Origin of the sequence: Pseudanabaena sp. FACHB-1998 (assembly GCF_014696355.1) — a bacterium.
Lineage (GTDB): Bacteria > Cyanobacteriota > Cyanobacteriia > Pseudanabaenales > Pseudanabaenaceae > Pseudanabaena.
Genome location: NZ_JACJQA010000048.1, coordinates 73,034 through 99,515, shown reverse-complemented (window position 1 = coordinate 99,515; position 26,482 = coordinate 73,034). Strand labels below are relative to the sequence as shown.

19 protein-coding genes are annotated in these 26,482 nt (G+C 41.8%); 11 read left to right on the top strand and 8 right to left on the bottom strand.

Annotated elements, in window-relative coordinates:
- Positions 1-197: 197 nt before the first annotated feature.
- On the top strand, positions 198-4,886 hold the full coding sequence (locus tag H6F42_RS19800; protein ID WP_190401107.1) for a PAS domain-containing protein: 4,689 nt from the start codon (positions 198-200) through the stop codon (positions 4,884-4,886).
- Positions 4,887-4,916: 30 nt separating this feature from the next.
- On the opposite strand, the gene cutA is transcribed toward H6F42_RS19800, so the two are convergent.
- From cutA to rppA, 4 genes are all read right to left on the bottom strand, one after another.
- Positions 4,917-5,252 (bottom strand): divalent-cation tolerance protein CutA, encoded by a 336-nt coding sequence (gene cutA / locus H6F42_RS19795; RefSeq protein WP_190401106.1) that lies wholly within the window; start codon positions 5,250-5,252, stop codon positions 4,917-4,919.
- 89 nt (positions 5,253-5,341) lie between these two features.
- The gene (psb29, locus tag H6F42_RS19790) at positions 5,342-6,052 is read right to left on the bottom strand and encodes a photosystem II biogenesis protein Psp29 (protein ID WP_190401105.1); all 711 of its coding nucleotides are present in this window, start codon (positions 6,050-6,052) and stop codon (positions 5,342-5,344) included.
- Positions 6,053-6,164: 112 nt separating this feature from the next.
- Positions 6,165-7,547, bottom strand: a complete 1,383-nt coding sequence (rppB, locus tag H6F42_RS19785) for a two-component system sensor histidine kinase RppB (protein WP_199289208.1) — start codon at positions 7,545-7,547, stop codon at positions 6,165-6,167.
- Positions 7,540-8,226: a two-component system response regulator RppA gene (rppA, locus tag H6F42_RS19780; protein WP_190401104.1), complete on the bottom strand. Its 687-nt coding sequence runs from the start codon at positions 8,224-8,226 to the stop codon at positions 7,540-7,542. The genes rppB and rppA overlap by 8 nt, the downstream gene beginning before the upstream one ends.
- A gap of 105 nt (positions 8,227-8,331) precedes the next feature.
- Between rppA and H6F42_RS19775 the strand changes: the two genes are divergently transcribed.
- From H6F42_RS19775 to H6F42_RS19765, 3 genes are all read left to right on the top strand, one after another.
- Positions 8,332-9,471 (top strand): cysteine synthase family protein, encoded by a 1,140-nt coding sequence (locus tag H6F42_RS19775; protein WP_190401103.1) that lies wholly within the window; start codon positions 8,332-8,334, stop codon positions 9,469-9,471.
- 65 nt (positions 9,472-9,536) lie between these two features.
- Complete coding sequence (locus tag H6F42_RS19770; RefSeq protein ID WP_190401102.1) at positions 9,537-10,907, top strand: hypothetical protein; 1,371 nt, start codon at positions 9,537-9,539, stop codon at positions 10,905-10,907.
- A 172-nt stretch (positions 10,908-11,079) separates the two neighbouring features.
- On the top strand, positions 11,080-12,642 hold the full coding sequence (locus tag H6F42_RS19765) for an AMP-binding protein (RefSeq protein WP_190401101.1): 1,563 nt from the start codon (positions 11,080-11,082) through the stop codon (positions 12,640-12,642).
- Positions 12,643-12,766: 124 nt separating this feature from the next.
- On the opposite strand, the gene H6F42_RS19760 is transcribed toward H6F42_RS19765, so the two are convergent.
- Positions 12,767-13,939: a VWA domain-containing protein gene (locus tag H6F42_RS19760; RefSeq protein ID WP_190401100.1), complete on the bottom strand. Its 1,173-nt coding sequence runs from the start codon at positions 13,937-13,939 to the stop codon at positions 12,767-12,769.
- Positions 13,940-14,051: 112 nt separating this feature from the next.
- Complete coding sequence (gene lpdA / locus H6F42_RS19755) at positions 14,052-15,455, bottom strand: dihydrolipoyl dehydrogenase (protein WP_190401099.1); 1,404 nt, start codon at positions 15,453-15,455, stop codon at positions 14,052-14,054.
- Positions 15,456-15,815: 360 nt separating this feature from the next.
- Between lpdA and H6F42_RS19750 the strand changes: the two genes are divergently transcribed.
- The 6 genes from H6F42_RS19750 to H6F42_RS19725 all read left to right on the top strand — a co-directional run bounded on the left by H6F42_RS19750 (position 15,816) and on the right by H6F42_RS19725 (position 23,922).
- Positions 15,816-17,174 carry a cytochrome c biogenesis protein gene (locus H6F42_RS19750; protein WP_347272337.1) on the top strand — a complete coding sequence of 453 codons (1,359 nt, stop codon included), beginning with the start codon at positions 15,816-15,818 and terminating at the stop codon, positions 17,172-17,174.
- An 18-nt stretch (positions 17,175-17,192) separates the two neighbouring features.
- Positions 17,193-17,762: an aspartyl/asparaginyl beta-hydroxylase domain-containing protein gene (locus tag H6F42_RS19745; protein ID WP_190401098.1), complete on the top strand. Its 570-nt coding sequence runs from the start codon at positions 17,193-17,195 to the stop codon at positions 17,760-17,762.
- Positions 17,763-18,011: 249 nt separating this feature from the next.
- Positions 18,012-18,551 carry a hypothetical protein gene (locus tag H6F42_RS19740; RefSeq protein ID WP_190401097.1) on the top strand — a complete coding sequence of 180 codons (540 nt, stop codon included), beginning with the start codon at positions 18,012-18,014 and terminating at the stop codon, positions 18,549-18,551.
- A 197-nt stretch (positions 18,552-18,748) separates the two neighbouring features.
- On the top strand, positions 18,749-22,504 hold the full coding sequence (locus H6F42_RS19735) for an AAA family ATPase (protein WP_190401096.1): 3,756 nt from the start codon (positions 18,749-18,751) through the stop codon (positions 22,502-22,504).
- 101 nt (positions 22,505-22,605) lie between these two features.
- The gene (locus H6F42_RS19730) at positions 22,606-23,151 is read left to right on the top strand and encodes a DM13 domain-containing protein (protein WP_190401095.1); all 546 of its coding nucleotides are present in this window, start codon (positions 22,606-22,608) and stop codon (positions 23,149-23,151) included.
- 27 nt (positions 23,152-23,178) lie between these two features.
- Positions 23,179-23,922: a ComF family protein gene (locus H6F42_RS19725; protein WP_190401094.1), complete on the top strand. Its 744-nt coding sequence runs from the start codon at positions 23,179-23,181 to the stop codon at positions 23,920-23,922.
- A 55-nt stretch (positions 23,923-23,977) separates the two neighbouring features.
- Here the strand turns inward: H6F42_RS19725 and H6F42_RS19720 are convergent, their stop codons facing one another.
- Together H6F42_RS19720 and H6F42_RS19715 are read right to left on the bottom strand one after the other, a co-directional pair.
- On the bottom strand, positions 23,978-24,301 hold the full coding sequence (locus H6F42_RS19720) for a DUF1825 family protein (RefSeq protein WP_190401093.1): 324 nt from the start codon (positions 24,299-24,301) through the stop codon (positions 23,978-23,980).
- Between the two features lie 280 nt (positions 24,302-24,581).
- Positions 24,582-24,836 (bottom strand): hypothetical protein, encoded by a 255-nt coding sequence (locus H6F42_RS19715; protein ID WP_190401092.1) that lies wholly within the window; start codon positions 24,834-24,836, stop codon positions 24,582-24,584.
- 393 nt (positions 24,837-25,229) lie between these two features.
- Between H6F42_RS19715 and moeB the strand changes: the two genes are divergently transcribed.
- Positions 25,230-26,402 (top strand): molybdopterin-synthase adenylyltransferase MoeB, encoded by a 1,173-nt coding sequence (gene moeB, locus H6F42_RS19710; protein WP_190401091.1) that lies wholly within the window; start codon positions 25,230-25,232, stop codon positions 26,400-26,402.
- Positions 26,403-26,482: the final 80 nt, after the last annotated feature.

Sequence of the window (26,482 nt, the reverse complement as noted above, 5' to 3'; positions counted from 1 at the left end):
TGTGACAAATAAACAAATTAGCTTATTGAAGTTTTATATTTAATATATAGCTATTACCCTTCTTGTGAGGACACAAAACTAGAAGACGAGTTACGGCGCGAAGCGCCGTAACTCGCTTCTGGAGTTTCGATTTGCCCTAATACAAAAAGCCTGATTTTTGTCGTCTACCAACGCGCCTCAGTAACATAAGTTGTTTCATGAAAATCCCTTCGTTAATCTCAAAAATTACTCATAAATTCTCAAACGATAAATTTAAGCCTAAATTCAGCTTTAAATCTATCGGCATATTTTTATTGTTTGTAATTTTGAGTTATTTAGGAAACTACTTTCGGTTACCACTATTTTTTGGGGTAGATTTTCTATTTGGAAGCATTTTTGTTCTGATTGCCACTTATCTCTATGGCACTAAGCTAGGAGTTTTGATTGGAGCGATCGCCAGTATTCATACCTATTTTCTATGGGGACAACCCTATGCAGCAATTTTGCTGATTTTAGAAGCGGTGTGGGTGGGAATTGGCTTAACCTATCGAGATAATCACAGGCGATCGGGCAACATGGTTTTGCTGGTTATTTTCTATTGGTTAAGCTTGGGCGCACCTCTCTGCTTTTGTTTCTATTTCTTTTTTCTGAAATTTAGTGTTAGCTCGGTTATTTTAGTTGTTTTAAAACAAATTATTAATGGTTCATTTAATTCCCTTATTGCTCACCTTTTAATTGATTATTTGCCAATTCGCCAATGGTTGCATAAACGGCAACTGCCCGAACATAATCTTTCCATTCAGCACATGCTATTTCATTTACTCTTAGCATTTGTCTTTTTCCCTGTGCTGACGATCGCTATTTTGATGGGTTCTCAATCTCTCCAATATATCGATAATGAAATTGATCGCCAATTGCGATCGGGTACTGCTGACCTTGTCAGTGATTTCAAAACGCTCCTTAGTAAAGATTTATTGGTACTGCAAGAACTCGCTCAATTGGCAACCGACGAGAAAAACTGGGAGCGATTGCAGTTTGCTACAGATACTTTAGCTAAGGCGACACCTTCCTATTCCAATATCTACTTAACCGATGCCCAATCAAATATCCTCACAATTTTTCCTGCGGTCTCTAATGTCGAAAGAGCAGCTTTGGGTTTCTATATAGGTGAAGAAGATATCTTCAATCAAGCTCGTTTAACCTTAAAGCCTGTCTTTAGTAAGATTCATGATAATGACGGAATGATCAAGGACGCCCATTTAGACATCGCTATTCCAATTGTTAAAGATAGTCGATTTAATGGTGTAGTTGTTGGCACATTAAAAATAAATTTACTCAAAGATTTTCTCAGACAAGATGCCGAGCGGTCTAACTTAGAAGCATTTTTAGTTGATCATGATAATAAAGTGATTGCTAGTGACTCTTCGAGTTTCCAAACAGGTGAACTTTTTGATTTACAGAAAAATGGAGATGTACGTCCCTTTAGAGAAAATATATCCCAATGGTTTCCTCGACTCAAAGGCGTTTCGGCTATGACGCGCTGGCGCAAATCCTACTATATTCAACGAACTTCTATCTATGATCAAATTCCTTGGATATTAGTATTGCGTTCGTCGCCAGTTGCATATATAGACACTCTGGAAAATCTCCATACCTATATTTTAGGAATTGTTCTATTAATTATTTTATTTACAGTATTAATTGCGAATAAGCTCAGTAGGAGGTTGCACCAGCCTATTTCTAGGCTGATGCATCTTACAACTAATCTGCAACAAAATCTTTCGGCTAGATCGGATTTTGTGTGGGAGCCTAGTCATCTTGCAGAGATCGACACTCTTGGATATAACTTTCAAGTTATGGTAAGCGCTCTGCTCGATAAATTTAGTGAAATTCAAGATGCTAATTACAATTTAGAAGTCAGAGTAAAAGAGCGCACCGAAGAACTCTTACAAAGTGAACTGCGTCTCCAAAAAATTACTGATGCAATCCCCAGTGCTGTTTATCAATTTCAAAGAGATGTTAATGGCAATGATGCCATGCTATTTATCAGTCAAGGGGCTTATAACCTCTATGAGTTGACAGCAGAGCAAATATGTCAGCACGTAATCAGTGTTTTTAATCTCATTCTTCCTGAAGATTTGGAAGCATTTTATCAATCTATAGAAATTTCTGCTCAGAATTTAACTGCTTGGGTTAATGAACATCGCATTAAAACTCCTAGTGGCAAGATCAAATGGTTGGCAGGGCGAGCACAACCTACTCTTCAGGACAATGGCAATATTATCTGGAATGGAATTGTTACGGAGATCACTGATTTAAAACAAATTACCTTAGCTTTGCAAAAGAGCGAAGAGCGTTGGCAGTTGGCTATTCAAGCCGCTGATGATGGAATTTGGGACTGGAATTTTGAAACCAATACAATCTTTCGTTCCCATCGTTGGTTTACGATGTTAGGTTTTCCGCCTCCTGCCGAGGCGGAAGAACATATCGACTGGCTAGACTTAATCCATCCCGACGATCGCGATCGCGTTATAGAAGCACAAGAAAATTATCTTAATCATAAGGCTCCGCGCTATGTGAGCGAATATCGGATGCGCTGTCATGATGGAAGTTATAAATGGATATTAACTCAGGCAAGTGGACTCTGGAATGAAGAAGGGAAGCCCATGCGTCTGGTGGGTGCGAATAATGATATTACCGATCGCAAGTTAGCCCTTGCTACCTTAGAAAAAAGAGAAAGCTACTTAGCGACAATTGTGGATGTCCAGCGACATCTTATTTCTGAAAGTGTTTCCACTCAAGACTATACAAATATTTTGAAATTGCTGGGGCTAGTATCAGGGTTTTCCAGTGCAAAAATTTTCACCTATGAAGTGGACGATTTTGATAGAGTTAAGGTGTGTCTTTATGCTGCTTGGTATTCGGAAAAAATTATTAGAAATGAAGCATCACAACAACAAGAATTTATTAATCATCTGATTAATTCTCAATGGTTACATAAATTGGCTAAGGATGAAATTATTCATGTCACATTGTCTGATATTGATGAAGCCGACAAACAAATTTTGCTTTGTAAGGGAGTGTACTCAATTTTATTGATGCCTGTTATTATTAATGGCTCACTCTGGGGATTCATAAGCTTTCATGATTATGCACAAGAGTTAATCAGAGAGCATTTTGAGGTTAATTTATTAACTATTGCCGCTTCATCTCTTGCCATGCATTTAGAGAGACAACAAACTAAATTAGAAATATTGCAAGCTATGCAAACGGCGCAAGCAGCAAATCGGGCGAAGAGTGAGTTTCTGGCGACAATGAGTCATGAAATTCGGACTCCGATGAATGCGGTAATTGGTATGTCTAGTTTATTGCTGGATACAAATCTTGATGAAGAACAGCAGGAATTTGCAGAGATTATTAGGTTAAGTGGCGATAATTTGCTAACAATTATTAATGATATTCTGGACTTTTCTAAAATTGAGTCTGGGAAATTTAGCTTAGACATTCAATCTTTTAATCTCCGTAATTGCATTGAAGATTGCTTTGATTTATTAGCTTCGCAAGCGTCGGCAAAAGGCATAGAACTGGCTTATAGCATTACCGCAGGTGTACCTGAGTGGATTGTGAGTGATATTACGCGCTTACGTCAAATCTTAGTTAATTTATTTGGGAATGCTGTTAAATTTACGCCCAAAGGTTCGGTGTCTTTGCGGGTATCGGTAGTGGAGAGCGGAGAGCAGATGGTTGCTGATGAGAATAGCGATCGCCCTCTCGTAGAGAAGCAATATAAACTACTATTTACAATCACGGATACAGGAATTGGAATTCCTAAAGACCGTTACGATCGTCTTTTTAAACCCTTTAGTCAAGTCGATTCCTCTACTACTCGTCAATATGGTGGCACGGGCTTAGGACTGGCGATCGCTAATCGCTTAACAAAACTCATGGGTGGTGAGATGTTAGTTGATAGCGAAGTAAATGTAGGTTCTACTTTCTCCTTTACAATTTCTACTGTGGCAGCTAATCATGAAACGACAGAACCTCATGTAGGAACGGCTCTAGCTGGTCAAAAGATCTTAATCCTTGAAGATAATAATATCAACCGAGAAGAGTTAATCACTTTATCGCAAGCTTTACAAATGGAAGTTTGGGCGACATCATCTCCTCAAGAGGCGATCGCATGGTTGCAACAAGGTAAAAAGTTTGATTTGGCTATTGTTGGCTGTCTCCCTCTAGATGAAGCATTATTAGATGATTTAAATCAATTAAAGATGATTGATAGTAGTGACATCGGCAGCCTAATTAGAGCGATCGCCAAATCATTACCTCTGCTTTTATTAATGAAAGGAAGTAAAAATGGACAATTAAATTCTGACAAAATATCTGACAAAATCACTATCTATCTAAATAAGCCGACCAAGCGATCGCAGATATATGCCTCTTTATTGCAACTGCATAGTAATGCTTCAAAAATAGATTTGGTCGTCAAATCGAAAGATAACTCTCTATTTGATGCCGAATTTGCCAGTCGATTCCCCCTCAAGATTTTGTTGGCAGAAGATAATTTGGTAAATCAAAAAGTAGCTACGAAATATCTTAATCGTTTAGGCTATCGAGTTGATGTTGTTGCTAATGGCTTAGAAGTTTTAGGGTCATTGCGTCGTCAAAAATACGATGTAATTTTGATGGATATTTTTATGCCTGAGATGGATGGCTTAGCGGCTACAAAACAAATATGGTTAGAATTTGCGGAACGACCTTGGATTATTGCGCTGACAGCAAACGCCTTACAAGGCGATCGCGATATTTGTTTACAAGCAGGAATGCAGGATTACATCAGCAAACCGCTTCAACTACCTGATTTGATTCAAGTCCTAGAGAGCGCATATATAGCGATCGCCACTTAAGAAAGACAAGTGTGAAGCGCCGCCTTCTCTTTATTCTATGCTACCTAAGCTGGTCACCCAATTGAGGTAACTTTGATCGACTGCGATCGCAGGTAGCGCAATAATTTCTGGCGTTTCGTAGGGATGTAGCGATCGCAAACGTGAGGCAAGTGCCTCGTATTTACTGGGCAAAGCTTTGATGAGGACTAGATGCTCAGGATCATGGCAGATTTCACCTTGCCAATGATAGGTGGAAGTCATTTGGGGCATCACTTGCACACAGGCGGCAAGTTTTTCGGTGACTAAGATTTTAGCAATATTATTTGCCTGTTCGGGGTCAGGCAGGGTTGTCATGATGACAATAAGGTTAGGCTCTGATTTTGTCATAGTTACAGCGCTTTGCGCTTTCTTAAAACCTATCTGTATAGCCATGCAATTAAAAAAAAGATGGTGGCGCTTTGCGCCACCATCTTTTTTTAGTTATTTTCAGCAGTTTCGCTGGGTGATTCTCCAGTTTCTGTAGCCGTAGCTTTTTGGGAGCGTTTTTTGCGCTCCGCCTCAACCATGTCGGCAATCATCTGACGGGCTTGCTCAATTTTGTCCAGATTGGAGCGGTATAAGTCCACATCCTTAAGTAAGCGATCGCTACCAAATTTGAGGATTTCGCCTACTACCTTGATCACTTCTTCCCGTTTAGCATTATCAGAGATCGCCTCTGGATCGGTGATTTCTAGCAAGGCATACAGACCTACGCCTAGCAAACGGCTATATTTAAAGTTCTGTTTGTTGGCAATAGTATGCAAGTGACCAGACAAGGGTTCCAGATGAATACCTGAGTCGAGGCTGGTAAGCAAAGTTTTTACTTCGTTTGGCGATCTCGTTGCAAGGTCGCTGAGAGTAGCGGCATCTTGACGAATGCGATCAGAGTCAAACTGAAGCGCCGAACATAGAGCATGAAATACCGCAAAGCGATCGGTTTCGGGCTTATAACCAACAGTAAAGCGATCGAAGGTAGTTACAAAGCCTAAGGCAAAAATTGGATCATACACAAATGTTTGATTAACCTTTAGCAGATGGATCTCCACCAAAAGCTCATCTACAACCCGTCGATAGACCTGATTGACTGGCTTGGGGAATGCTAAATAAAAATCTTTTTTGGTATCAGAAACAGTACGGACAGTATTCACAGTCAACAAAACCTAACGACAAGATAGTTGAGATAATCATCGCACAGATAGACATGGCATCAAGTCTATCGCGGTAGATAAATTAAGGCTTACTCAAAAACAAAATAGCACATTACTTCAGGCGTGCTATCGGTAAAGTAACTTTGAATTCGCTACCTTCATTTAAAGTACTTTGTACTGTTAATTTCCCTCGATGAAACTTAGTAATAGCTAAACTAATCGCTAAGCCCAAACCAGAGCCTCCACTATTACGAGCGCGATCGTGATTCACTCGATAAAATCGCTCAAAAATGCGAGGTAAGTGTTCTGGTGCGATACCTACACCGTTATCTTTGACTATGATAGTTGCCTGATAAGCCGATTCCCTTAACTCAAGAGAGACTAAACCACCCATAGGTGTATATTGAATAGCATTAGAGACTAAATTCAATAATAATCGATAAATCTGCTGGGAATTTCCTGTAATGTAGACTAATTGATTACATAAATTAACTGATAAATTTATCCCCGTTATGTGGGCTGAAGTCATCAATTCTTCGGCAACATCTTCGACCATTTCATTCAGACAAATTCTTTGTTGGACTATGGCGGTTGCGGCTCTCTCCAATCTTGACAGTAGCAGTAAATCTTGGGTGAGATCTTTTAACCTTTTGATCTGGCGTGCCACCGCTTCTAAGTTTTGCTGTTGTTTGATAAATTCAGGAGCCACAGATTTTAGTTTCTTTTCGGTCGATAGAGCTACTTCTAAAATTGCTTGACTAGTAGCGATCGGAGTAAGCAGTTCATGGGCAGCATCAGCCGTAAATTGTTCCATCCGATCATAAGTAACTTGAATCGGTCGTAGCGCCCAGCCTGCTAAATACCAAGCCGCTAAACTAATTAATATGATAATTAATGGGATACCAATCACCATAAACCAGTGAAGACTAACCATATAACTGTTCATTTGCCCTATTGACTGCCCTGCTTGTAAATACCCCCAAGGTTCTCCTGCTGTAGTTTTTAGAGGCAGTAAATGTAAATGATAGGGTTGATTTTGCTGGTCTAACACATCATAGGAATAGCTTAAATTTGCATTAGATGGAAATCGCTCTGGATCATCATATATAGCGGCAATTGTTTGACCAGAAAGAGACAAAAACCTCACATAGTAACCGTTTTTAATCAAGGATTCAAGGGATGATTTTTTGGCGCTTGGCACACAAGTCTGCTTAAGAAAACACAGATGAACAGTGGTTTGGTCGTTATCCAAATTAAATTTCTCAGGATACTTTAATTGATCTTGAACTCTATCTGTAACTAAGCGCCCTAACACTTCTAACTCTCGATCAGTCATCCGCGTAAAAGAGTAAGTGATTGCCACATGAGCCACATAACCAAAGACCATTAAAATCATCCCCATGACCCCAACGTAAATCAGTGATAACTGTAATCGAGACCGATAAAATATCTGTCGATGCTGTGATTGACTATAGCCAGCCATAAATTTAGACATTAAAGCGATAACCCAATCCTCTAATTGTATCAACGCCTTTGGTATAGTTACATTCCATAAGCTTGCGTCTCAACAAACGGATCTGGGCGGCTACTACATTACTAATACATTCATCAGCTAAGTCCCACAGTCGCAGCCGAATCTGATCCTGACTTAAAACTTGATGGGGGTGTTGCATGAAATATTCTAAAAGTTGGAATTCTTTAGCCGTTAAAACTATGGGAACTGTAGTTGGATCGTGGATATTCTGCACGGTGAAAGTACCGTAATCTAACAATAACGAGCCCACTTGTAACTGTGGTGGCTGAAAAGTCGGTGTACGTCTCTGTAAGGCTCTAATTCTCGCTAATAACTCTTCCATTCCAAAGGGTTTAACTAAATAATCGTCTGCTCCAGCATCTAAACCTATGACTCGATCCGCCATACTATCTCTAGCTGTTAGCATGATTACTGGTAAAGAATAAAGTTTTTGGCGCATCATCTTGCACAGTTCCAATCCCGATAGCTTAGGCAACATCCAATCAATAATTGCGACGATGTAATGATTACTGACGATTTCGAGATAATCCCAAGCAATTTGCCCATCTTCTGCCCAATCCACTACATAGTCCTGTTCGTGCAAAGCCGTACAAATCGCTTTTGCCAAATCTGGTTCGTCTTCAACTAACAATAACCGCATATTAAGGATTTCCTGTTTGTTTCATCGTAGTTTCATTTAAGGTTGGCATTTTAGTTAGGGAGGGAGGTTAATCCCATTGATGAGTTACCAACATGAATTACAAATATGAGCTACGAAAATCAATTTACGAAATGTCCACCGAACCCTACCTTACATCCTGCCCATTTGGATCAAATTAGTTCTATTTCCTTATATCCACAGATTACCGCTAATGTTGCTAATTTATGTGCCGATGTAACAGAGGCTCTAGGAAAAGTTCCCCTAGTTAGGCTAAACCAAATTCACCCTTTATGTGCCGAACATAATCTCTATTTAAAGTTAGAATCCTGTAATCCTGGGGGAAGCATCAAAGAAAAGAATGCTGCCTATTTGGTTAAGCAAGCGGAAGCCCAAGGTTTATTACAAAAAGAAGGCACAATCATTGAATCCAGTTCAGGTAATTTTGGCATCGGTCTAGCGATCGTTGGCGCGGTGCGTGGCTATAGAGTGATGATTGTCATTGATGCGAAGACTTCACCGACGATTCGTCGGATGTTGACTGCCTATGGTGCAGAGTTAGTAGAAGTTCCATCCAGTGCCGCCGATGCTCAAGGTTCAATGCAAGTTGCCAGAATGGAAAAGGCTAAAGCCCTGACCACCGAAATTGATGGTGCTTGGTATCCATGCCAGCATCTAAACCCCAACAACTTAGAAGCCCATTACTGGCAAACCGCAGCAGAAATTATGGCAGTTTGTCCAAAAGCACCCGATGCCGTAGTGATCGGCGTGAGTACGGCGGGACAGATTGGTGGCGTTAGTCGCTATTTTCGTCAATATCATCCTCAAACTCGCATTATTGGCGTGGATGTGGCAGGTTCGGCGATTTTTGGGATGCCCCGCCATCCTTACAAAATGACAGGTTTAGGACTATCGTTTACGCCCCCAAATTTTAATCGGCAGATGATTGATGCGGCTTACAACGTCACTGATGCTCTAGCATTTTCTGTTTGTCATGGCTTAGCCAGAAAGGAAGGACTACTGTTAGGAGCTTCGACTGGAGCAATTACTGCGGCGGCTTTAGCTGATGCCAAACTTCATAGCACTTCACAGACCATGGTTTTAATTAATCCCGATCGCGGCGATCGCTATCTTGAAACAGTTTATAACCCTGATTGGCTCGAAGCTCAAAACATTGAACTATGGGAAAATGAATCCCTAGTCAATGCAATTAATGAGTTATCTCCTGTAGTTTTAGCAGATTATTAGCGTTTCATAATTACCTAAAGACTTATCCAGTAAAGCATTTTAAATATATGAAACATTCTTAAAGCATGAAAAATATTTCTAGTTCACCGTCTAGTTTATCTACTAATTCTTCAGATCGAATTACCCTAATCGACCTATGGCGAGAATTTTTGCCCCTGTCTCTTAGTGATGTAACTATGGCTTGTGGTGATCCTGCCGTAACTATGACTTTGGCTTATTTACCAGAGGCACAGGTTAATCTTGCCAGTTTGGGCGTTGCTAAGTCATTAGCCGTTCTGTTTGAAAGTCCAATTATTATGATTCTCCATGCTTCTAATGCCTTAGCTGGTAATGCTGCTTCACGAATAGCACTTTGGCGTTTCACTCTTCTAGGCGGCGGTATTTTAAGCGGATTACTGTACTTGTTAGCTCTACCACCAGTGTTTAGCATAGTGGGGATACAATGGCTTGCAATTCCTGCCAATATGGCGGCTTCAGTGCAAAATATCATCCTAATTATGGGAGGATGGGCTTTTGTCATTGCTTGGCGGCGTTATTTTCAAGGACTGTTGATTTATCACGGTCACGCGGCGGCTCTAGCTAAAGCAAGTTTGTTGCGATTAGCAGTTTTATGCATTACCCTCGCCATTGGATTTGGCTTAAAGCTCTCGGGATGGCTGTTGGCAGGGGGCGCACTAATGATTGGGGTAACTTGTGAAGCAATCTTGATTACCGCATTTGCCTATCAGTTGGGTGCTGTAACTAAAGTATCTAATAAAATATCTAAATTGGATGCTGTGGAATTAACTAAAGTGTCGGATGTGGATTCCAATTTTCCAAAAAATATTAAACAAGTATGGCAGTTTTACTATCCCTTAGCTAATTCAATGTTAGTGGTATGGGGGGGAAGGGCTTTGCTTCTGAGTATTCTCGGTCGTGGTGATGATGCCACAACAGCGATCGCTTCATGGTCAGCCGCTTGGGGCTTAGTTTTAGTGATTGCGAACTCTACGCGCATGGTGCAGCAAATTGTCATCAAATATCATGCACGTATGGCTTTCTCTAGCTTATTTATGTTTGCCCTGAGTATTGGATTAACTTGTTCCCTGATTTTGTTCTTGATGGTCGCTACTCCGATCAGTGACCAAGTTATAGGCAGTTTTATTGGCAATGATATGGTTTTGGTCGCGCAAATAAAGCCTGTGATTTTGGTTTGCGCGATTATCCCCATGCTCACAGCGTTACAGAATGCTGGTCAGGGTTTTCTAGTCGGTCAAGGTAAAACGAATCGAGTTAATTTGGCAACTTGGCTAGGTACAGCCGTTTTATTGACTGTAGCGTTCTTGAGCATTCAAAATCATCTCGCGGGAGCAACTTCAGCAGCAGTGGCTATGGTTGCAGCTATGGTCACAGAATTAATCTGTTTGTGGGGTCAGTTGTATCGCAAGAGTTCCTAGTAGATGTTGGCTCCATCATTTTGTAATTTGGGATATTCCCTTCCTACCCAAGAATTAGCTGTGCGGCGCTTCGTGCCGCACAGCTAATTCTTGGGTAGGAAGAGCCACGGCTATATGTCAAAATTAAAGGCGGCGCTTGGCGCTGAGGCAAAAACTTTAGGTAAATCTAGTCATGAATTTAGCTCAGTTCATCTTAGAAACGGCTACTCAGTATGAAAACAAGCCAGCAATTATCTTTGAGAGATTCACTGAGCAGAAAGTATGGACTTATCGAGAATTTAGCCTTCAGGTACAAAGCTATGCCGCTAAGCTCGATCGCATGGGAATTAAAAAAGGCGATCGCGTCGCAGTGCAGCTACCGAAATGTGTCGAGTTTTTGTTTTGGCATTTTGCCATTCTCTCTATCGGAGCGATCGCTCTACCTCTTAATCCTGACTATCGCCCCGAGGAAATTGATTATTTTTTAACCGATTCGGGCAGTTCTTTGTATATCACTACGAAAGCTATATTAGCTAAATTCCCAAATACTTTACCCAATACAGTTCAAAATACGATTGCCCATTTATCAGAATTAAAAATCCTCATTCAAGAAGAAACCATCCTCGACTTAGCCCCCGATTTTCCGCTTACATATCCAGCGAGTGGCGATGATATTGCCATGATTTGCTATACGTCAGGCACGACAGGTCGATCAAAAGGCGCAGCTATTTCCCATCGTAACCTGATCGCCAATACTAAGGCTTTGCATCAAGCTTGGGGGTGGAGCGATCGCGATGTTTTGCTTCATGTGCTACCTCTATTTCATGTGCATGGGCTAAATGTGGCGACCTTGGGCGGTCTCCATGCGGGAGCGACAATGGTTATGTTTGAGAAATTTGAACCTCAAAAAGCGTGGGAGGCGATCGCCACCAAAGGTTGCACTATTTTTATGGGTGTTCCCACTATTTATCAACGGCTAATCAATACATGGTCAAGCCTAGGCTCAAACCTTGAGCATAAGCCAGACTTAAGCAAAATGCGCCTCTTTATCTCTGGTTCTGCTCCCCTCAGCGATCAACAGTTCCATCGATTCGAGCAAATGACAGGCTTCCGTATTCTCGAACGCTATGGGATGACCGAAACTGGAATGAATGCCTCAAATCTAATCGATCCCGAACATCGCAAAGCTAAGAGTGTAGGCTTTCCTTTAAGTGGTGTAGAAATTCGGATTGTTAATTATCAAGGCGATCGCGATGGTGTAGATGTAAAAAGATCGGAGGTGGGGGAAGTATGGATTCGGGGCGAAAATGTGTTTCAAGGCTATTGGCAAATGCCAGATAAAACTGCCGAAGCCTTTGTGGATGGCTGGTTTCGCACGGGTGATCTGGGATATCAGGACGCAAATGATAACGGAAGACTGTACCTAGTCGGTCGTGCCAAGGAGTTAATCATTACAGGCGGATTTAATGTCTATCCAAAAGAAATTGAAAACGTATTGGAATGTCATGAAGCTGTCAAAGAATCGGCAGTAATTGGCTTGCCTGACGAAGATTTTGGCGAAAAAGTAATTGCGGCGATCGCCCTAAAAGATGGTGATAACGTTAATGCTGAAGCAATAATCGCCCATTGTAAAGAGCGTTTAGTCTCTTACAAATGTCCTAAGCAAATCTTTTTTGTTAAGGAACTTCCCCGCAATGCAATGGGCAAAATCCAAAAAAATATTTTGACTCAAGAGCTAAGACAGCAACAAATCTAGCAGTGGTTCTCGAAGGAATGGGGCTAACAAAACAAGAAGCGAGTGGCGGCGCTTTGCGCCGCCACTCGCTTCTTGGGTTAAGACTGTTGATAGCAATAAATAGAGGATTCACTGGGTGAATCCTCTATTTATTGCTAGTTTGAGAAGCTAACCATTGGCTAATATCTTGGCGATTGATAGCGGCTGCCATCAAGTCGGGAAACAGATCAGGAGTGCAAGCAAAAGATGGCACACCAAAACTCGCGATCGCGGCTGTATTGTTATGGTCATAGGATGGCGCACCATCATCATTTAAAGCTAATAAAGTGATAAATTGCACACCTGAAGCCACTAGCGCCGCAATTCGCTTCAGCATTTCTTGATTATTGCCCCCTTCATAGAGATCACTAATCAATACAAAAATCGTTTCGTGGGGCTGTCGAACTAAACCTTGACAATAGGCGATCGCCTGATTGATATCCGTTCCTCCGCCCAATTGTGTACCAAAGAGAACCTCCACTGGATCTTGGAGTAATTCTGTTAAATCAGCAACGGCCGTATCAAACACCACCATACTCGTTTTGACCGCAGGCAGAGTAGCTAACACGGCACTAAAAATCCCTGCATAAACTACAGAAGTTGCCATTGAGCCGCTTTGATCGACACAGAGAATAATGTCACGCAGGGAAGAACGCTTGCGCCCATAGCCAATGAGGGTTTCGGGAATAATAGTTCGATATTCAGGTTGATAATTTTTGAGATTAGCGCGAATAGTCCGAGCCCAATCAATTTCATTATGGCGAGGACGACGATTGCGAGTAGCCCGATTGAGACTACCCAGTATGGCTTGTCTGGTGGGATTTTCTAATTTAAGTTGAAGTTCCTCAACTACTCGCCGTACAACTATCCGCGCCGTCTCTTTAGTCTTGCTAGGCATGATCCCACTAAGAGATAGAAGATTGGATACCAAATGCACATCTGGCTCGATCGCTTCGAGCATTTCGGGTTCCAATAGCATTCTTTGGAGGTTCAATCTTTCTAAAGCATCCTGTTGCATAATCCTGACAACGGAAGTCGGGAAGAAGGTGCGAATATCCCCTAGCCATCGCGCTACCTTGGGTGATGAGCTTCCTAATCCCCCTTTACGTTCTTGAGAGTCAGGACTATCATCACCATACAAAGCTCCTAAGGCTCCATCCATCGCTAAATCGCGATCGCTAAGCCCACCACCACCGATGCCATCAGCAGCACCACCCCCAAGAATCAAGCGCCATCGGCGCAGGCGTTCGGCTGTGGTTTGTTGTTCTCTAGCTGTCATTTGTTTATCCTACTAACAGGTTAAAAAAACAACATGGTGTAGCCATGTTGTTTTTTTTAGTATTAGCTCTTTTTAATTCAATCCAAAAGTACCCTATCAGGGCGCTTTTGGGTTAAATATGTGCTGCGCGTTTATAAGCTTCATCCAAGACTTCGCTGAGCGTTGGGTGAGCATGAACAATCGTCGCTAACTTCTGCACCGTCTGGCGATCGCGTATTGCTGCTGAAGCCTCATGAATCAAGTCCGAAGCATGGATGCCAATGATATGTACGCCCAAAAGTTCGCCCGTATCTTCGCGGTAAACAATCTTGGCTAAGCCTTCGGTTTCTCCCTCGGCGATCGCCTTAGAATTCCCCTTAAAGTAAGACTTTGCCGTAGCTACCTTAAAGCCTTCCGCTGCGCCTTTTTCTTTCGCCTGTGGTTCAGTCAAGCCGACAAAGCTGACTTCAGGATGGGTGAACGCCGCCGCAGGGATACTTTGATAATCAACCGTAGAAGCACGACCACACATATTTTCGACAGCAACAATACCCTGTGCTGAAGCTGCATGAGCCAACATCATCTTGCCCGTCGCATCCCCGATCGCCCAAAGATGCGGAACGGAAGTTGCCATCGTGTCATCCACATCAATGAATCCACGCTGATTAGGCGCAATACCAACGCTTTCTAATCCAAGATCCTTGGTAAGCGGAATCCGACCTGTGGCAACTAGACAAGCATCCACTTCCAGAACTTCCACTACCTTCTTGGTCTTCGCATCAGTAAGTTCGATCTTGACGGGAGAACCTGCGGTGATCTTGGTAGCAAATACACCAGTTCTAGTTTCGATATCGCGAGGTTTGAGAAGTACACGCTCCGCAATCTTGGCAATATCAGGATCAAATCCGGGCATTAATATATCTAACGCTTCAATCATCGTTACTTCCGAACCCAGTGCTGTGTAAACATCGGCAAATTCAAGCCCGATGTAACCACTACCGATGATCGCTACCCATTGGGGCAAGGTTTCTAGACGTACAGCCTGATCGCTGGTAAATACTGTTTTGCCATCGATTTCAATACCGCGTGGCACAAATGGCTCGGAACCAGTAGCGAGAATAATATCTTTGGCACTGTAAATTTTGTCGCCGACGCTGACCTTCTGTGCGCCTGCCACTTTGCCGCGACCTTGCAAGATATCTACATTTAATCGCTTGAGGCTATTGGTCAAGTCGCCGCGCAATTTCAGTACTAAGTTATCGGCATGACTGGCGATCGCCCCGCGATCAAAATTTACTTCACCGACATCAATACCTAAGGCCTTTAAGTGAGACTTTGCCCGCATTTCGCGCACCCGTCCCGAAGCTGCGAGTAATGCCTTGGAGGGGATACAGCCACGATTAACGCAGGTTCCGCCCATTACGCCATCTTCGACGATCGCTGTTTTTAAGCCACAAGCGACGGCATGGAGGGCTGCGCCATGTCCACCAACGCCAGCACCAATAATGATCAAATCGTAATCAAATTTGTCCGACACCTAATCTTTCTCCAGTAGAATCGATCTACTATTTTTACATCGTTTGGGGCTCGTGTTAGCTACCTATTGAGGTTATTACTTAGCGATCGCCAAATCTCAAAAGCATTTAAATAATAAGGTGTCGCACCTAATGCCAAATCACGAAAGTGTTGCCACACTTTCGTGATTTAAAAATCAAACCCAGTAAGGTTATACCAAATGAAGAAATGGCTACGCCATTTCTTCATTTGATATAACCCAGTAAGGTGGCAGGGAGGTCGCTATTAAGGCTGAAGAGTGGTCTTGTTTGTTAGAGAGGACGGGGATTGCTGTTGAAAGAGTTGTAAAATCTAAGCTAGAAGTAGTAATCATTGATGTGACGTGTTTCAAAAACTCCGATTTCAAGCACAGCAAATTTGGCGGCATCAGGTGGTGTCTCTCCTTGCTAACCTCAAAGTAGCAATCGCCCTATTATTATTCATTGCCCTATTTAGCATCCTCGGCACAGTCATCGAGCAGGGGCAATCCCTTGATTTTTATCGCGAAAATTATCCCGAACATCCCGCCCTGTTTGGTTTCTTGTCATACAAAGTTATCCTTGCGATCGGACTAGAACATGTCTATGGAAGTTGGTGGTTTCTTACTCTCTTAATTCTCTTTGGTACAAGCCTGACCGCTTGCACTTTTAACCGCCAATTACCGATTCTTAAAGCTGCCAAACGTTGGTTTTACTACACTAAACCCCAAAGCTTTAACAAACTGCCCCTCGCGACCGAAATTGTTGGCGGCAACTTAAATCAACTGGCGCAAGCTTTACAGAACAAGAATTACAAAGTATATCAAGCCGACGATCGCCTGTATGCGCGTAAAGGACTAGTCGGTAGAATTGGACCCATTATCGTTCATGCCAGTATGCTGATCGTTTTGATTGGCTCCATCTGGGGTTCTTTAACAGGATTTATCGCTCAGGAAATGGTTCCTAGTGGCAATACATTTCAGGTCAAAAATATTACTGAAGCAGGGGCTTGGTCGGCTTCGCAAGTTCCTAAAGATTGGTCAGTGCGGGTGAATCGGTTTTGGATTGATTACACTCCTAAAGGAATGGTCGATCAGTTCTATTCTGATCTATCTATTCTGGATAAGGATGGAAAAGAAGTCGATCGCGAAACAATTCATGTAAATAAACCTTTAAAATATAAAGGAGTGAGCTTTTATCAAGCAAACTGGGATATTCACGCTATTCGCTTCACTTTGAATAAAAGCCCGATTTTGCAATTGCCAATGAATAAATTGGAATCTCAAAATGGAGGTCGTCAAGTGTGGGGAACATGGATTCCCACTAATCCTGATTTGAGTACTGGAATCACCTTAATTACTCCAGATTTGCAAGGTACTTTCTTGATTTACGATGAGAAAGGGAATTTGCTAACGACAGTACGCTCAGGCGGTAGTGCCGAAATTAATGGCATTACCTTTAATTTAAAAGAGGCGATCGGTAGCACTGGCTTACAAATTAAGGCTGACCCCGGAATTCCCATCGTTTACACAGGATTTGGGCTATTGATGCTGGGGGTGGTAATGAGTTATATCAGTCATTCACAGGTATGGGCTTTGCAGGTGGGCGATCGCCTCTATGTGGGTGGTAAAACCAATCGCGCACAGGTCAGTTTTGAGGCAGAATTAATCGATGTTACAAATGTGATTGATCAACCAGCGATCGCGTCTGGAGTCGCTGCTTAATTACAGTTAAATAAACTTATGTATAAAAATTCTCAAGATTTCCCTTTTACTAAGATTTTAGAAGACAACTGGCTCACCATTCGGCGCGAATTAGAACAACTAAGCGATCGCAGCTTTGTCGAATGGCCAGAAAAGCATCTTTACCAAGACGGCTGGGATATCTTTGGGCTATATGCCTTTGGCATGAAACTAGATAAAAATTGTCTTCTCTGTCCCGAAACTACCAAATTAATTGAACAAATTCCTAATCTCGTCACCGCAGGTTTTTCGTCTCTAAAGGTCGGAACCCATATTAAGCCCCATACGGGCTATCCCGATGGCGTATTGCGCTGTCATTTAGGATTAATTGGGTGTGAGGGTTGTGGCTTGAGGGTTGGTGACGAAACCCGCAGTTGGCAAGAGGGAAAAACCTTGGTATTTGACGACACCACTGAGCATGAAGCTTGGAATCGTGGTACTCAGACTCGCATTGTTTTACTTCTAGATTTTAAATATCCTGTAGATGGAGAGACTGTTAATAATTTAGAAGATAAAAGTGTTCTAGAACTTCTCAAAGGTGCATTACCATTCTTTAAGAAAAAATCTTGAATTTGTTTAGAGAACTGATGTTCAAATAATAAGCACAATTAAATACAAAATCCTAAAAGCGGTGGCACACGCGCAGTGTGTGCCACCGCTTTTAAAACCCATATAAATTTTAAAAAAGCGTAAAGCACGTTATGCTGAACTAAATATTGACTTTTTCGTAGTTTTTTTAAATTACTTTAAATTACTTTAAATTATATATTAATCATATTAGGATGTTTTATAGGTAGTTTTTAAGGATATTGATCGCCTATGTCTCAAGTTGAAATGGTTTTGAATATGCTGCGCCCAGTTGTGGCTTCGATGTCTGCGGCTGATAAATCAGAGTTACTTGCAAAGGTCAGTCAATTGCTAGATGCTAACGATAGTAAACCAGCGACATCAGGGCAGAATCAAAGTAATAGTTTGAGTGGAATTAACTTTAGTGGTGGTGGTAATAACGCCTTAAACTTTGCACCAGTACAGAATCAGGGCGGCAATGTGGCGGTGACATCAAACTTTAATCAGAGTTATGTTTCCAGTCCTGAAGTTAAACAAGCTTTAGAAGATCTATCTCAACTCAAGGAAAGCATTGCTAATAGTGCTGAAGTCAATCCTTTGCTGAAGGAACCAGCCAGCGCTGAAGTAACAAAATTGGCAGAAGAGTTACAGAAACCTACACCCAATCCAAGTTTTATCGAAAAGACAATCTTGAATTTAAAGCAAGGATTGGAGGGAGTTTCATCTCTCCAAGAACCAACGATGAAAGTAGTTTCTTTTGTCGCTAAGCTTTACGGAATTCCCATCCCATAAAAGGGCAAATACACATAGAAGTGGCGGTACTAAGTGCCGCCACTTCTATGTGTTGTATAAGTAAGCAGCCTAAAGAAATCTATAAACTGCCTAGATCTCCGACTTTTTTGGCGCTTGTTAGAGATAATTTATACTTTTCAAAAAAAGTCGGAGATCTTAACTTTACTTAGACTTACCTACTTAATACCTTTAATCCTATGACTGAAAGTAAGGATGAATATAACGTTTCTCAAAATCAAGAGAACGTTCTTCAGAATATCAATATTCAAGGCAGCAGTAATATTATTACCTTTGCGCCCACCCAAAATACGGTCATTGAAACGCAGATTATCCAAATTTCCGCGCAAAAGGTAACTCAGCAACCTCTCATCAAATCATCCCCTTATAAAGGATTAAATCGCTTCAATGCTGCCGATCGCGATCGCTTTTATGGAAGAGATAAACTGATCAAGAGATTGCTGGATGCCATTAACATCAGTGGTTTAATCCTTGTTACAGGTGCATCAGGAAGCGGCAAATCCTCAGTTATTCGGGCAGGAGTTATCCCTGAACTAAAACAATCTCTATCCGATCAAGCTCTCAAGGATTTTATCTTTACGCCTAGCCAAGATCCCTTTGAATCCTTGTATCGGTGTTTATTGAATGAAGAGAAAGATTATCAATTTAGTGAAAGTGATGCACAAATTGTTCTCAACAAAAAAGCAGATTCGCTACAGCAATTAATTGAGCGCCTCAAGGGTAGTAATGAGCGCTGGTTGTGGTTTATTGACCAATTTGAAGAGATATTTACTAACTGTGGTGATGAAACGATCAGGCAAAACTTCATTGAGGCGATCGTCAAAATCGTCAAGTCGGGCAATGGCGCAATCCGCATTATTCTAGGAATGCGGGCAGATTTCCTCGAACAATTTAGTTTCTATCCAGCATTAGGGACAATTCTCGATAAGGATAATATTCATTTGGTGACAGAAATGCACCCTGATGAACTGCGTCAAGCGATCGAGCAACCCGCCGCTAAGCATGGGGTGGTCTTTGAAACAGGACTTGTGGAACAAATCATTCAAGATGTGCGCGGACAGAGGGGCTATTTACCATTATTGCAATATAGCCTCAATCTGTTATGGGAAACGGAATCTAAAACCCAAGGCACAGATGGTCGCGCTCAGATCGAAAATCGCACCCTCAATATCTCTACCTACAATCAATTAGAGGGGGTGCGTGGTGCTTTGCAAAGTCGTGTCGATAAGCTCTATCGAAATTTATCCGTAGACGAGCGATCGTTTACTAAGCAAATATTTCTAAAACTAGTCAATATTGTAGATACCGAGGGTGGTAGCCGTCCTGTCAGTCGTCGAGCCAATCAAAGCGAATTTGTCGGCAAGGAATTAGAACAGAAGTTGCTATCCAGTTTTGTTAAGGAAAATCTCTTAGTAAGTAGTACCGAATATCAAAACGTGCAGGGGCTGGATTTTAAAGGTACGGCGGGTAAAAAGCAATTTGCAACCGTGGAAATTGCCCATGAGGTGCTATTAAGTTCTTGGGATGAACTAAAGCGCTGGTTGGAAGAAGAGAAGGAAACGATCATTCTTAAAAACTATCTTGCCGATGAAACTAATCGCTGGCAAAGGATCAGGCAAGAGCATAATCAGGCAAAAGCAAGGGCTGAATTGCTTAAAGGAGCTAGACTAGAGCAGTTATATACGTTAAGAGAAGCGAAAGCTTTTGAAAAGTTGGGAGGACTGAGTAATTTAGAAAATGAGTTTATTGATGCTAGTTTTGCATGGAGTAAGCAACAGGAATCACAGGTCAAACGCCGCCGCCAAATTACGATTGGAGCCTTGTCTTCTTTTTTAGTTATTGTCTCTGGGTTAGCCCTAATTGCTCAAAAAAATGCCTACGAAGCGAATAAAGCGAATGTCAATCAAGGCTTTATTGCTAACAGTTACAAAATGACATCGCTGCTGTATGACAATCTCCAAATTGAAGCATTGCTAGAAGCAGTCCAGACAGAATCTAGACTACAACAAGAGCCTAATAATTCCCTTGCTTCTTCCGACACGAAAATGCGGGTTGCTTTGGCAACGCAGGAAGTAATCTATAACATCAAGGAAAAAAATCGACTCACCGATCACAGTCGTGATGTTTCCACAGTTGCCTATTCTCCAGATGGTAAGTATATTGCCACGGGTAGCTATGACACCACTGTTAAGCTTTGGGATGTCAATGGCAAAAAATTACATACATTCGCAGGACATAAAGATGTTGTGACTAGCGTTGCTTTCGCCAATGATAGCCAGTACATCGCCTCGGCAAGCATCGATCGCACTGTCAAAATTTGGAATATTGAGAGCAAAGAGGTCAAAAGTTTTGATTTTAGCGAAGGGATTAATAGCGTAGCCTTCTCTCCTGACGGAAAGCAATTGGCAATAACTAGCGGCAAAGAAATTTTCTTAATTGCCTTGAGCAATGGAGAGAAGTTACAAACCCTTAAGGGACATAGTGATGAAGTTCTGAATGCGACTTTTTCGCCCGACGGCAAGCAATTGGCTACAGCCAGTGTTGATAAAACTATCAAAATTTGGAGCAATGATGGTAAAGAACTCCAAACCCTCAGAGGGCATAGCGGTGAGGTGACAAGTGTTGTTTTTTCCACTGATGGTAAGCAATTAGCTTCCGCTAGTGCAGACAACACGGTGAAACTATGGAATCTGGAAGGGAAAGAGTTATTTACGCTCAAAGGGCATAGCGACAAGGTAACTGCGGTGGTTTATGCCCCTAATGGCAAGAGCTTAGCCTCCGCAAGCCTTGATAAAACCGTAAAGCTATGGAGTACTGAAGGGAAAGAGTTGCAAACCTTCAAAGGACATAGCGAAATTGTGAGAAGTCTTGCCTTTGCGATCGATGGCAAGAGTCTAGCTTCAGCGAGTGGTGATAAAACTGTCAAAATCTGGAATGTTGATGGGATGCAAGTACTCACCCTCAAAGGTCACAGTAAGGGAATTAGAAATATTGCTTATGCACCCGATAGCCAAAAAATTGTTTCGGCTAGTGCGGATAAAACGATGAAGATTTGGAGTAATGATGGGAAAGAATTAAAAACTCTTTTAGGTCATGCTCAAGTGGTAAGAAGTGTCGCCTTTGCTCCTGACGGTAAAAAAATTGCGTCGGCTAGTTCCGATGACACAATTAAAATTTGGGATAGTGAAGGCAAGGAACTCCAAACAATCACGGGACATAGCAGTGTGGTGAATGCGATCGCATTTTCTCCCGATGGTCAATATTTGGCTTCAGCGAGTCTCGATATGACAGTGAAGTTATGGAATATGGAGGGCAAAGAAGTTCAATCTATCAGTGATAATATCGGTGAGATCTTTAGCATTACTTTTTCTCCTGATAGCAAGCAATTGGTTTTAGCTGGCAAAGATAAAACCGTCAGAATTTGGAATATTCAATCGAAAACCTTACAAACCTTGGGTCAACATACTGAACGAATCAATAGTGTCGCGTTTTCCAATGATGGCAAATATATTGCTTCGGCTAGTGCTGATAAAACCATCAAAATCTGGAGTCGTGAAGGTAAAGAATTACGAACTCTGAAGGGACATAACGATGCGATCGCTAGTGTTGCTTTTTCTCCGAATAGTCAGCAATTAGTTTCTGCTAGTGCTGATCGAATTATCAAAGTTTGGAATATTGATGGTGCTGAAATATATACCCTTAAGGGGCATAATGATGCGATTAGTAATGTGATCTTTGCGAATAATGGACAACAGCTAGCTTCAGCTAGTAATGACGGTACAGTTATTCTTTGGAATATTGATTTAGCGAGTCTTAAAGGACTAGGTTGTAATTTACTTCAAGATTATATTTTGGGTCAGACTAATATAGGTAGTGAAGATACAGTTTATGTGCAGACAATATGCAAAGATAAATCCTTCAAACCCAAGGATTAGGGTTGCGGCGCTTCGCGCCGCAACCCTAATCCTTGGGTTTGAAGGTTAGTAAATAATCCAAATTAGATTTAAAACTAAGTTTTAAAATTGTCAATTTTAATATGATTAACAAGCAAATTATTAAAGCTATTGCCACAAAAATCATCACCAAAAGTATGAAGATGAGTCCGATCATCTTGATTGCAATATTGATGATTAGTTGTGAATCAAAACCTGAGCAAACTAATACTTCACCAGTTACACCATCCGCTGCTAATAGTGATGCAACCCCAAAAGATGGTTCAGCTACAGCAAAATCTACCCCACGTTCAGGAAAATTTGTCTCAGTTGCCTATCCTGTCACTGGTCAAGCCAAGGTTCTCATTGAAGGAGATAAGACTATTCTGGAACTTGATGAAGGTTTCAAAACTGCGGCAGGTCCTGATTTAAGAATTGTTTTCCATAAAGCTCCTGACTTGTCTAGTGTCGCGGCTCCGCCTAACTATGGTATTGATGAAGCCGACTACATTGTGATTGAGAAACTCAAAAGCAATAGTGGGAAACAACAGTACGAAATTCCTAAAGATACTAAGTTGAACAATTTCAAATCAGTTGCTGTTTGGTGTGCCAAGATGAATAAAACCTACGGCTTTGTGACATTGACCTAAGAAATCCTTATTTAAATATCAAAAAGCATGAAATGGCTCCAGTCTATTGTTAGCAGCTTAAAAATTGATCGCCTAGCAAATACCATTGGTGACTCGCTCTGGCAAGCCAACTGCCCATTATGCAAACGTCCTGCGGATGGCATTTTATGTAAGGATTGCGATCGCCAAATTATGGCTTATCAGTCAGCAGACTTTTTGCAAAAGGATCACCCTATTTCATCGAATATACCGCTTTATAGTTGGGGGATTTATGATGGAGCCTTAAAAAGAGCGATCGCCTCTTGTAAATATGACAATCATCCTGAAATTATGGAAGCGATCGCCGCAAAAATGGCAGATACATGGAAGCGATCCACGGAATCTCAAAAACTTAGGCAAGCTTTTCCAAAACTATCGGTAGTTCCAATTCCTCTTCATTCTAATAAACTAAAATCTAGAGGATTTAACCAAGCAGAAGTATTAGCAAAACGCTTTTGTGAGCTAAGTAACCTATCTTGTAATGCCATGTTGTTACAACGGGTAAAAGATACCAAGGCTCAGATGCAGACAAAAAGTAGTAAAGAACGCATCGAAAATTTAGCAAGAGCCTTTACTGTTTCTTTTCAACATAATTCTAATCAACGAAATATTATTCTCTTTGATGATATTTATACCACTGGCGCAACTATTCGCGAAGCGATCGCTACCCTCGCTACTCACCAGTTTCGTACTTGTGCAGTCATAGTTTTGGCACGTCCCCAATTTCAATTACCAAAACCACAAAATAGTTAAACTATCAACTGAGATTTTCTGTTATTGATGTCTATATTGAGTTTGATCGGGAGAGTTACTTTTGCTGCTCTAGCTCAGACTTCATTCTTTCTAAAGTCATGTGCATTTGCTCAAACATTTGCTGCGGCGTAATCCCAAAATTACCTAATTGGCTCTCCAATTGCTTAAGGGTCATCTGCGCCATAAAATCATCGGAAAGTTCAAAACGCTTCATAAAAATCTTATAGCGATCCATCATCTCTTCCATCTTTTCGATAAAGAGAACTTTGCCTTCGCGATCGAATTTGCCATAGCTGCCACCCAGTTGGGTGAGGGCTTGATAATCTTGAAATAGATTACGTGCTTCGTGTTGAACAATCTCAGAATCAAAAAATGCCATGACTAACGCTCTCGTTAACTTACATCTATTCTGATTTTACAATCTTGGTCATCTTTGCATAAACCACCCGAAGTGGGGATATCACACCAAAAGAGATGAGCAAAACCCAAAAGATGAGTGGCGGCGCGAAGCGCCGCCACTCATCTTTTGGATTAAGGACTTGCAGGGTCAGACTCTACAAAAAGTTTAAGGGGCTTGCTTTGCAAGCCCCTTAAACTTTTATCTGGATTTTAAGCTGTCGCCATTTGCTTAAGGCTAGATCCGCGCAAAGCGCGGTATTTTAAGTCATGATCGGCACAGCGCGATCGCGGTTGCGGGGTAGAAATCTCACTGACAAACGCTTTAACCCAAACTTGGCTTCTAACTCATGAACATAATCAACTGCTTCGCCTTTATGTTCGCGATCGTCGAGATCTTCAAGTAAGCTCAAAATTTCTGCATCTAACCCAGCATTACCCATAAATAGGTGCATAAGAGTTTCGCAATTATCATCATCAGGATAAATCGGAATGTAGTAAATATAGGGGGTGTCCATAGGCTTCATCGTACTCCGTAGATTTGATCAAACTTTCTAAATTTTTGTAAATGTTAAATTGCTGTTAGGCGATTGGCTCTAAACACAAACAATATGCAAGCAATTCTTATATTGTTTGTATATTGAAACTTGGTGTTAGCGAAAGTCAGGCGTTGTTTGACTTTCATCACCATTAATTGTGAGTTTATCAGCACCACAGATGCTTAAAATCCCACAATTGATTTCATAAACCAATGGTCTCAAGCGATTTGCTCTAACCATACATCATCGCAATAAGGCGTAAACTAGAAATCTAGAATAGAAATACATCAGCCGAGGCGATCGCCTTGATTATCAGTTCTTGTTTAATCAAAGCCGCGATCGCCAAAGCTACCAAGTGCGATTTACTTAATCATGCTCAATCCAGACCCAAATACAATTCAACTCACCCAAGATGACTACGAGCGCTACTCGCGGCATCTGATATTGCCTGAAGTTGGGGTAGAAGGACAAAAGCGACTCAAGGCTGCCAGCGTACTGTGTATCGGTACAGGTGGTTTGGGTTCACCTTTGTTGTTATACCTCGCAGCCGCAGGAATCGGACGCATCGGTATCGTGGACTTTGATGTGGTAGATACCTCTAACCTTCAACGTCAAATCATTCATAGCACCAGTACTGTTGGTAAGCCCAAGATCGAATCGGCAAAAGCGCGAATCTTGGAGATCAATCCCTATTGCCAAATTGATCTATACAACACGCATTTATCTTCGGCAAATGCTTTAGAAATCATGGCTCCCTACGATATCGTGGTGGATGGTACGGATAACTTCCCCACCCGCTATCTCGTCAATGATGCCTGCGTTTTGCTAAATAAGCCCAATGTCTACGGCTCAATTTTCCGTTTTGAAGGACAAGCCACGGTCTTCAATTATGAAGGTGGCCCCAACTATCGTGATCTCTACCCAGAGCCACCACCTCCCGGACTAGTGCCTTCTTGTGCGGAAGGTGGTGTTTTAGGGATCTTGCCCGGAATTATTGGGGTGATCCAAGCGACAGAAACTGTGAAAATTGTCCTCGGACAAGGAAACACTCTCAGTGGACGTTTATTGCTTTACGATGCCTTGAAGATGTCCTTCCGCGAACTCAAGCTACGTCCTAATCCCGTACGTCCTGTAATTGAGCAATTGATCGATTATCAGCAGTTCTGTGGTATTCCCCAACAAAAAGAAACTGAAATGGAAGCACAAAAGGCGATCGCCGAAATTAACGTCAAAGAACTTAAAGAGATCATTGATGCTGGCGCATCGGATTATGTAATTATCGATGTGCGTAATCCTAATGAATGGGAAATTGGGCGAATCCCCAATACCGTGCTAGTACCTTTGCCAGAAATCGAAAATGGTAATGGTGTAGAGAAGGTCAAGGCTTTGCTCAATGGGCATAAGTTAATCGCACATTGCAAAATGGGTGGGCGATCGATGAAGGCTTTAGGCATTCTCAAGCAAGCTGGCATTGACGGGATCAATGTACAGGGCGGTATTAATGCATGGAGCGATCAAGTCGATCCTTCGGTTCCGAAATACTAAGACCTTATTTAAGGTAATGCCAAATAGATAAAGATGGGCGGCGCTTCGCGCCGCCCATCTTTTTAACAAGAGCAGAGGAG